General features: G+C 71.6%; 8 protein-coding genes and 1 pseudogene. 5 read left to right on the forward strand and 4 right to left on the reverse strand.

The window, feature by feature from the left end; all coding sequences use genetic code 11:
- Positions 1 to 123: 123 nt before the first annotated feature.
- From ACIQVT_RS08840 to ACIQVT_RS08850, 3 genes and pseudogenes are all read left to right on the forward strand, one after another.
- Positions 124 to 361 (forward strand): annotated as a pseudogene (locus ACIQVT_RS08840) (export associated protein); the annotation flags it as partial.
- 222 nt (positions 362 to 583) lie between these two features.
- Positions 584 to 1582, forward strand: coding sequence for a TerC family protein (locus tag ACIQVT_RS08845; protein WP_403749606.1), 999 nt, complete (start codon positions 584 to 586; stop codon positions 1580 to 1582).
- Between the two features lie 154 nt (positions 1583 to 1736).
- Complete coding sequence (locus ACIQVT_RS08850; protein ID WP_403749608.1) at positions 1737 to 2837, forward strand: calcium:proton antiporter; 1101 nt, start codon at positions 1737 to 1739, stop codon at positions 2835 to 2837.
- 87 nt (positions 2838 to 2924) lie between these two features.
- Here ACIQVT_RS08850 and ACIQVT_RS08855 read toward each other — a convergent pair whose 3' ends face one another.
- Positions 2925 to 4208 carry an MFS transporter gene (locus tag ACIQVT_RS08855; RefSeq protein ID WP_403749753.1) on the reverse strand — a complete coding sequence of 428 codons (1284 nt, stop codon included), beginning with the start codon at positions 4206 to 4208 and terminating at the stop codon, positions 2925 to 2927.
- A 213-nt stretch (positions 4209 to 4421) separates the two neighbouring features.
- Between ACIQVT_RS08855 and aroQ the strand changes: the two genes are divergently transcribed.
- Complete coding sequence (aroQ, locus tag ACIQVT_RS08860) at positions 4422 to 4895, forward strand: type II 3-dehydroquinate dehydratase (RefSeq protein ID WP_403749610.1); 474 nt, start codon at positions 4422 to 4424, stop codon at positions 4893 to 4895.
- A gap of 15 nt (positions 4896 to 4910) precedes the next feature.
- Here aroQ and ACIQVT_RS08865 read toward each other — a convergent pair whose 3' ends face one another.
- The 3 genes from ACIQVT_RS08865 to ACIQVT_RS08875 all read right to left on the reverse strand — a co-directional run bounded on the left by ACIQVT_RS08865 (position 4911) and on the right by ACIQVT_RS08875 (position 7541).
- Positions 4911 to 5639, reverse strand: coding sequence for an amino acid ABC transporter ATP-binding protein (locus ACIQVT_RS08865; protein WP_403749756.1), 729 nt, complete (start codon positions 5637 to 5639; stop codon positions 4911 to 4913).
- 67 nt (positions 5640 to 5706) lie between these two features.
- Positions 5707 to 6660, reverse strand: coding sequence for an amino acid ABC transporter permease (locus ACIQVT_RS08870; protein WP_403749612.1), 954 nt, complete (start codon positions 6658 to 6660; stop codon positions 5707 to 5709).
- Complete coding sequence (locus tag ACIQVT_RS08875) at positions 6657 to 7541, reverse strand: ABC transporter substrate-binding protein (protein ID WP_403749614.1); 885 nt, start codon at positions 7539 to 7541, stop codon at positions 6657 to 6659. The genes ACIQVT_RS08870 and ACIQVT_RS08875 overlap by 4 nt, the downstream gene beginning before the upstream one ends.
- 560 nt (positions 7542 to 8101) lie before the next feature.
- Between ACIQVT_RS08875 and ACIQVT_RS08880 the strand changes: the two genes are divergently transcribed.
- Positions 8102 to 9061, forward strand: coding sequence for a recombinase family protein (locus tag ACIQVT_RS08880; protein WP_403749618.1), 960 nt, complete (start codon positions 8102 to 8104; stop codon positions 9059 to 9061).
- The last annotated feature ends 125 nt before the right edge of the window (positions 9062 to 9186 follow it).

The raw sequence follows: 9186 nt of genomic DNA on the forward strand, positions 1-9186 counted from the left end.
CAGGACAGAACCATCCGCTGTCCCAGCTCCGCTGACCCGGTCCGGAGTCCCGGCGGCGCCTCCCTCGTCCGGGGCGGGGCGCCCCGATTCGCTGTCCGCCGATGCCGGTGTCGCCGAGGAGCCCCGGCCGTCGGCGTGCACCTCCTGCTGGGGGCGGACCGGGAGGACGCAGTCGTCCACGGCCCCTTGCCCACTCCGTTTCGGCGTTCGCTCCTGCGACTCACCCCACTGCCCGGCGACCACCTCGCCGAGCGTGGGGCGGTCACGCCTGGACGTACGAGCCGTGCCGCATCCCGGCCGCCGGCGGATCCCCAGCCAGATGCTCGCGCGAGTGGCCGAAGTTCTGCCCAAGCAGGAGTAAAGCGGTTTGAGCAGGGCTTTTAGATGTCTCTTTACTTGACTCTTTACCATTCCTTGGTCTTTGGGGTACTGTTTTCCGTACGGAGGGGAGTACTCCCTGACTGCGGCGCACCCGTCAGTACGGACCGGTCCAGGTCCCGGGACGCCGGCCCATCGCGGGTGGAAGAGACCTCCGGCAGCGACGACGCTGACGTATTTGCCGTGACGTAATGCCGGAGGTGCAGTGCAAGTCGACCTGACCCTGTGGGTCCTCACCATCGTGGGCCTGGCGGCCCTGATCGCCGTCGACTTCTTCATCGGCCGCAAGCCGCATGAGGTGTCGGTCAAGGAGGCGGGAGTCTGGACCGTCGTCTGGATCGCCCTGGCCGGCCTCTTCGGCCTCGGCCTCCTCCTCTTCGGCGGCGGACAACCGGCCGGCGAGTTCTTCGCGGGCTTCATCACCGAGAAGTCGCTGAGCGTCGACAACCTCTTCGTCTTCGTCCTGATCATGGCCAAGTTCGCCGTGCCTACCCGGTACCAGCAGCGTGTCCTGCTCGTCGGCGTCCTCATAGCGCTGGTCCTGAGGGCCGTCTTCATCGCCGCGGGAGCCGCCATCCTCGGCAGCTTCTCCTGGGTGTTCTACCTCTTCGGCGCCTTCCTGGTCTGGACCGCCTGGAAGCTCATCCAGGAGGCCCGAGCCGACCAGGAGGACGAGGAGTTCGAGGAGAACAAGCTGCTGAAGGCGGCTGAGCGCAGGTTCGGCGTGGCCGACCGGTACCACGGTACGAAGCTGTGGATCCAGCAGAACGGCAAGCGCGTCATGACGCCGATGCTGGTCGTGATGCTCGCCATCGGCACCACCGACGTTCTGTTCGCGCTGGACTCCATACCCGCGATCTTCGGTCTGACCCAGGACCCGTACATCGTCTTCACCGCCAACGCCTTCGCCCTCATGGGTCTGCGTCAGCTGTACTTCCTCATCGGCGGGCTGCTCAGGAAGCTGGTCCACCTGTCGTACGGCCTGTCGATCATCCTCGGCTTCATCGGGGTCAAGCTGGTGCTGCACGCTCTGCACGAGTCCGGTGCGCACGTGCCGGAGATCAGCATTCCCGTCTCGCTCGGCGTGATCTGCGCCGTCCTCGCCGTCACCACCATCACCAGCCTGATCGCCTCGCGGAAGCAGGCGGCCGCCGAAGCGGGGCACGCGGACGAAGGCGCGCCGAAGCAGAACGCCGACGCCTGACCGCGCGGCCGGCCGCACGGGGGCCCGGTACGACACGGCGGTTCGGCCGGTGCGGAGTCCGGTCCCGCCGACACCGGGCCCCGCGCCGGGAAGGACGAGAGGTATCCGAAAAGAACGGAATGCGAACCCGGTGGGCCTCTGCGAGCATCGCCGCATGGTCACTCGGCTACGGTCGCTCACCCGGCTCTGGACGGTCCTCGTACCGGTGCTCGCGATCGTCCTCCTGGTCCTCGTCTGGGGCCGGCACCTGCCGGGCGCGATCGTCGCCCTGGTGACCGTCGTCCTCGCCGGCGCCGTCCTGGCGGCGGTCCACCACGCCGAGGTGATCGCCCACCGGGTGGGTGAGCCCTTCGGTTCGCTGGTGCTCGCCATCGCCGTCACGATCATCGAGGTGGCTCTGATCGTCACTCTCATGGCCGACGGCGGTGACAAGAGTTCCACGTTGGCCCGGGACACCGTCTTCGCCGCCGTGATGATCACATGTAACGGGATCGTGGGGATCTGCCTGCTCGTCGCCTCCCTGCGGCACGGCACGGCGGTGTTCAACCCCGAGGGCACGGGCGCGGCACTGGCGACGGTGGCGACGCTGGCCACGCTCAGCCTGGTACTGCCGACGTTCACGACGAGCAAGCCCGGGGCGGAGTTCTCCACGGTCCAGCTGACGTTCGCCGCGCTGTCGTCACTCATCCTGTACGGCCTCTTCGTGACCACGCAGACGGTGCGCCACCGTGACTACTTCCTGCCCATCACCCACCAGGGCGAGGTCATCACCGCCGACGACCACGCCGGTCCTCCCTCGGTACGCACCACCTGGATCAGCGTCGCGCTGCTCGGTATGGCGCTGGTGGGCGTGGTCGGCCTGGCGAAGAGCGTGTCGCCCACCATCGAGTCCGGTGTGGCGGCGGCGGGTCTGCCCGCAGCCGTCGTCGGTGTGGTCATCGCCCTGCTCGTCCTGCTGCCGGAAACCATCGCGGCGCTGCGTTCCGCCCGCCGTGACCGGGTGCAGACCAGCCTCAACCTGGCGCTGGGCTCGGCGATGGCCAGCATCGGCCTGACCATCCCGGCCGTGGCGCTCGCCTCCGTCTGGCTGTCCGGGCCGCTCGTCCTCGGTCTCGGCGCGACGCACATGCTGCTGCTCGCGCTGACCGTGGTCGTCAGTTCCCTGACGGTGGTGCCGGGCCGGGCCACCCCGCTCCAGGGCGGTGTGCACCTGGTGATCTTCGCGGCCTACCTGGAGCTGGCGATCAACCCCTGACCCGCTGTCATCCCGTCATAAGCCGTCACCAGGTCATCACCAGGTCCGGCACCCGCCCGGCCGGTGGATGCCCGTGAGTCCGTCCGGTCAGCCCGTCAACGGTTCCGTCACCGGCTCCGCCACCGCCGCGGGCACCGGACGCGTCTCCGGGAGCAGCGCGAAGCACGCCAGGCTGAGCAGGGCGACACCGCTCAGATACGCGGCCACTCCCCAGGGGACACGACCGCCCCGGTCGGCGAGCGCGGTGGCCACGAGGGGGGTGAGCGCGCCGCCGAGCACCCCGCCGAGGTTGTAGCCCACGGCGGTACCGGTGCAGCGCACCCGGGGCTCGAACAGTTCCGGCAGGTAGGCGGCGATCACCGCGAACATGGTGACGAAGGCGAGCAGGGCGCCCAGGATGCCCAGGAACATCAGCAGCGGCTCGCCGGTCGCCAGGAGCGCGACCATCGGGGGCATCCACAGCGCGCTGGCCGCACACCCCGTCAGACACATCGGCCGGCGCCCGTACCGGTCACCCAGCAGGGCCGCGAGCGGTGTCAGCGCGCCCATCACCAGCACCGCGGCCATGACGCACGTCAGCATGACCGTGCGGCTCACGCCCAGCCGTTCCGTCGCGTAGGCCAGCGACCACGTCGTCACCGTGTAGAACACCGCGTACCCGGCCGCCAGTGCCCCCGCCGTCAACAGGACCAGCCGTCCGTGCCGCCGTACGACCTCGACGAACGGCACGCGCGCGTGGTCGTCGATCTCCAGGAACCGCGGGCTCTCGGTGAGCGAGGCGCGCAGCCACAGACCGGCCAGTGCCAGCGCCCCGGCCGCCCAGAACGGCACCCGCCACCCCCACCGCGCGAACTCCGCGGCGGACAACGTCGCCGACAGCGCGAGCACGATCCCGTTGGCCAGGACGAAGCCGAGAGCCGGCCCCACCTGCGGAAAGCTCGACCACAGGGCCCGCCGGCCGACGGGCGCGTGCTCGGCGGTCAGCAGGACCGCCCCGCCCCACTCCCCGCCGAGCCCCAACCCCTGGAGGAAGCGCAGGGCGAGCAGCAGCACGGGTGCGGCGACACCGATCGTCCCGTACGACGGCACACAGCCGACCGCGACCGTGGAGGCGCCGGTGAGCAGCAGGGAGACCACGAGCACGGGCCGCCGTCCGCGCCGGTCCCCGAGGTGCCCGAAGACCACCGCCCCCAGCGGCCGGGCCACGAACCCCGCGCCGAACGTCCCGAACGCCGCCAGCGTCCCCGCGGCCGGCGAGAACGTCGGGAAGAACAGGGGGCCCAGGACCAGTGCGGCGGCGGTGCCGTAGACGAAGAAGTCGTAGAACTCGATCGCGGTCCCGGCGAGCGAGGCGGCGGCGAGCCGCGGCATGGACGGTGTGCTGACGCGGCGTACCTCGTGCATACCGCGTCAACTCCCGGGGACCGACCGGGGTCACGGGGCGTGCGGGAGCGTCGCGCGGAGCCGGGGCACACGCCGTGGTGACCGGCGCGCTCGGCCTCGTGGGCCGCCGCGGTCACCGTGATAGACCGGGTGCGAGCGGCGGTCGTCGAGAACACCGCCCCGAACGGACCCGGAGGAACCGTGCCCCGCACCCTGGCCAACGCCCCGATCATGATTCTCAACGGGCCGAACCTGAACCTGCTCGGCCAGCGCCAGCCCGAGATCTACGGCAGGGACACACTGGCCGACGTGGAGGCCCGGTGCGCCGAGGCGGCGGCCGCGCACGGCGGCACGGTGGACCTCCGGCAGTCCAACCACGAGGGCGAACTGGTCGACTGGATCCACGAGGCGCGGCTCGGCCACTGCGGCATCGTCATCAACCCCGGGGCGTACTCCCACACGTCGGTGGCGATCCTCGACGCGCTGAACACCTGCGACGGCATGCCCGTCCTGGAGGTGCACATCTCCAACATCCACCAGCGCGAGGAGTTCCGGCACCACTCGTACGTGTCGCTGCGCGCGGACGGCGTCATCGCCGGCTGCGGGGTCCAGGGCTACGTCTTCGGCGTGGAGCGGGTCGCGGCCCTGCTGGGGGCGGCGCGGGCGCAGGCGTGACCCCGTGCGGGCCCGCTAGAGCCGGCCCGCGTCCACGATCCGCCGCAGGAAGCGCCGGGTGCGCTCCTGCCGCGGGTCGCCGAAGACCCGCTCCGGCGTGCCGCGCTCCAGCACCACCCCGCCGTCGAGGAAACACACCTGGTCGGCGACGTCCCGGGCGAACCCCATCTCGTGCGTCGCCAGCATCATGGTCATGCCCTCGTCCTTCAGGCCGCGCACCACCTCCAGCACCTCGCCCACGAGCTCCGGGTCCAGCGCGGCCGTGATCTCGTCCAGCAGCAACAGCCGCGGCCGTACGGCCAGGGCCCGCACGATCGCCACACGCTGCTGCTGACCGCCACTGAGCCGGTCCGGGTAGGCACTCGCCTTCTCGGCCAGTCCGAGGCGCTCCAGCAGCTCCCCGGCGCGCTCCTCGGCCTCCTGCCGGGAGACGCCGTGCACCCGGCGTGGCGCCAGCGTGATGTTGTCGAGCACGGTCATGTGCGGGAACAGGTTGTAGGCCTGGAAGACCACGCCGATACGCCGGCGCACGGCGTCCTGGTCGGTGCGCGGATCGGTGATCTCCACGCCGTCCAGCCAGATCGCGCCGTCGTCGATCTCCTCCAGGAGGTTGGCGCAGCGCAGCAGTGTCGACTTGCCCGAGCCGGAGGCGCCGATCAGCGCGGTCACGGTGTGCGGGGCGACCTCCAGGCCGACGTCCCGCAGCACGACCGAACCGCCGAAGGTCTTGCGGACGGATTCCATCCGCAGGACGGGGGTGCCGCTCGCCGGAGTGTTCGCGGTGGTGTTCACAGGGGTCCTCCCCAGGTGTTCACAGGGATCCACCCTGCGCCCGTCGCCTGTCCGTCCTGGCCGTCACCCAGTCCGTGAAACGGGTCATCGGGATGGTCAGCGCCACGAAGACCAGCCCCGCGACGATGTACGGCGTGTAGTTCAGACTGCGGCCCACGATGATGTCGGCCGCGCGGACGGCGTCCACCGCGCCGCCGATCGAGACCAGGCCGGTGTCCTTCTGCAACGACACCAGGTCGTTGAGCAGCGGCGGCACCTGCCGGCGCACCGCCTGGGGGAGCACGACGTGGCGCAGCGCCTGCCGGTTGGTGAGGCCCAGCGAGCGGGCCGCGGCGCGCTGCGAGGGGTGGACGGACTCGATGCCGGCCCGGAAGACCTCCGCCACGTACGCCGAGTACGTCAGTGTCAGCGCCGTACCGCCGAGCAGCACCGGATCGACCGTCACGCCCTGGAGCCGCAGCGCGGGGACGCCGAGGACCACGATCATCAGGTTGATGATGAGCGGAAGACCGCGGAAGAAGTCGGTGTACGCGGCCGCCAGCACCCGCAGCGGGAAGAAGACCGGGCCGCGCAGGGTCCGGGCGATGGCGATCAGCATGCCGAGGACCAGCACGGCGACACCGCAGACCAGCAGCAGGCGGAAGTTCAGCCACAGGCCGTCGAGGACCTTCGGGAGAGCCTCGCGCGCGTAGTGCGCGCTGAAGAACGTCTCCTTGGTGCGCGGCCAGCCCGGCGCGCCGACGACGACCAGGTAGAGCACGACGGCCGTGACGAGCGTCGACAGGGCCGCGACGGCCGTGGCGCGGCGGGCACGCGCGCGCTGGTGGCGTTCACGCGCCAGCCGCCGCGCGGAGGGCACGTACCCGTCACCCAAAGCGCCGCTTCCGGGAACGTCGGGCGAGTTCGCCACGGCGGCCGTGCCGCCCTTGCCGTCCGCCCCCTCCCGGTCGGGCACGCCGCGGGTGACCGTCACTTGAGCACCGGGGCGTCGACGGCGTCCGAGAGCCACTGCTTCTCCAGCCGGGCCAGCGTGCCGTCCGCGCGCAGGGCGTCGACGGCACGCGTCACGCACGGGGTCAGCGCGCTGCCCTTGTCCAGTACGAGCCCGAACTGCTCGGGCGTGCCGCCCCGATTCTCGAACTGGCCGACGATCCTCGCCTCCGTCACCTCGGCGGAGGTGATGTAGAAGGCGGTCGGCAGGTCGGTGACGACGGCGTCCACCTGGCCGTTGCGCAGCGCGGACTTGGCCTGGTCGTTCTTGGCGTAGACGGCGGGCTGCCGCGTGGGCTTCACCACGTCGGTGATGTACTCGAGGCTCGTGGTGCCCACCTGGGCGCCCAGCCTGAGCTTCCTCAGGTCGGCGATGCCCTTCGCTCCGGCGGCCCCGCCGTGCTTCAGGGCGATGACTGCCTGGCGCACGTCGTAGTAGCCGGAGGAGAAGTCGACGGCCTTCTTGCGTTCGGCGCTGATCGACACCTGGTTGATGTCGAAGTCGAAGGTCTTCACACCGGGCGCGAAGGCCTTGTTGAACGGCACGCTCTGCCAGACGACCGCGTCCTTGCCGTACCCGAGCCGCTTCGCCACGGCGTAGGCGACCGCCGACTCGTAACCCTTGCCGTCGGCGGGCCTGCCGTCCTGGAACCAGGGCTCGTACGCCGGTTCGTCGGTCGCCACCGTCAGCTTCCCCGGCGTCCTGGTGGCCGGCGTGCCCTTCGCGCAGTGCTGGGCGGCCGACCCGGACGGAGCCGCCGACGCCTTCTCCTCGGGCTGCGGAGCACAGCCGACAGCGGTGGCGAGCAGGACTATGGCCGCGGCGGCCGCCGCGCGGCGCGAGAGGCGAGGAGCAGGATGCATGGCCGGAGAGTGGCAGCGAACGACGCGTCTGTCCAGGTCACGGCGCTGGTTGTCCGCATACTGGGAACGGGTGTTGCGGCTGTGTGAACGCGGGAGCGTGCGACCACCCGCGCGCGTGCCCGGAGCCCGGGCCGCCGGCCGAGGGCGGGGTGGAAGACCGGCGGCCCGTACCGCTCAGGAGCCGTCATCCTGTGCGGGGCTGCAACCAGTTGACCGCCTCGCACCGCGCCGGGGGAGCGCGCACACGCGCCGGACGCGGGTGAAATGTTCACACGGGGCGCGGTCTGTGTGCCGCACGCCGGGCGCATGAGCCGGGCGCGCGCCCGGCGTGAACCGGCGGTGAGGCCGGACCGCTCCGGGTACTCGCCCGCAGGGTGCCGTTCACAGCCACTCACCCGCTCAGCCGGCCGCGTCGCCCGGAGTGCTCGCGCGCGCCGATCACCACCCGCGCGCGTGCCACTCCGGCAGGTGCGGCCGTTCGGCGCCCAGCGTGGTGTCGTCGCCGTGTCCGGGGTAGACCCACGTCTCGTCCGGCGTACGCGTACGACGCGCGAGGCCAGGTGAGCGGATTCCATGACGTCGAGGACTCGGTACAGGCCGGGATTGTCCGGGAGATCGTCACCCGCCTGCTGGCTGGCGGCAGTCTCATCGGCATCACGGCTGACCTGAACGAGCCTGGTGTTCCGTCGCCCGGTGCCGGGATGCAGCTCAAGCGGCGGGCGGTCGGGCAGAACGAGGACGGGTCGCTGCGGAACAAGACCAGCGTGAAGAAGCTCGCGCCGCGGCCGGCGAACGTGGGGATCCGCGTGCACCAGGGTGTGGAGTACAAGGCGGCATGGCCGGCGCTCATCACGGACGAGCAGTACGCGCAGCTTCGGAACCTGTTCGCGGAGCGGGCCGTGGTGCGGGAGCTGCCGGGAGCGCGGAAGCACCTGCTGACGTGTGGCGAGGTCGCCACGTGCGGGCCGTGCGGGTCGGTGTTCCGGGTTGCGCTGAAGGGGAACGCGAAGCGGGGCAGGAAGCAGCCGACGTACGTCTGCGACGCGGGAGGCTGCGTCGGCCGGAATGAGGAAGTGCTCGACCGGTACGTGGGGCGGGTGGTCGTTGGTGTGCTGTCGCGGCCCGAGGCGGCCGAGGTGTTCCGCGGGGACGACTCGGCGGCCCTGGCGGCCCTGGAGCGGGCGGAGGGGCTGAAGGCGCGCCAGGAGGCGGCGGCGGACGACTACGCGGACGGGATCATCACCCGTGAGCAGTTGCGGCGCATCACGGCGAAGCTGGCGAAGCAGATCACGGACGCGCAGAACGTGGCCCGGCGGCTGCGGCCGGCCTTCGACCTCGACGCTTTCGACGGCCTTGTGGGGCCTCGGTCGGCGGAGACGTGGGAAGCGCTCGAGGTGCCGCAGCAGCGGCGGGTCCTGGACGGCCTGGGCCTGCGGTTGAGGGTGCACCCGGTGGCGCGGCGCGGCCCCGGGTTCGACCAGAGCACCGTTGAGCTCCAGTGGGCGCGGACGGGCGACTGAGCGCGCGGATGCCGTACGGGCGTGGGGGGGGGGGGGGGGGGGGGGGGGGGGGCGGGGGGGGCGGGGGGGGGGGGGGGGGGGGGGGGGGGGGGGGGGGGGGGGGGGGGGGTCGGGGGGGCGCCCCC

The sequence above is a fragment of the Streptomyces sp. NPDC100445 genome, assembly GCF_044759735.1.
Classification (GTDB): domain Bacteria; phylum Actinomycetota; class Actinomycetes; order Streptomycetales; family Streptomycetaceae; genus Streptomyces.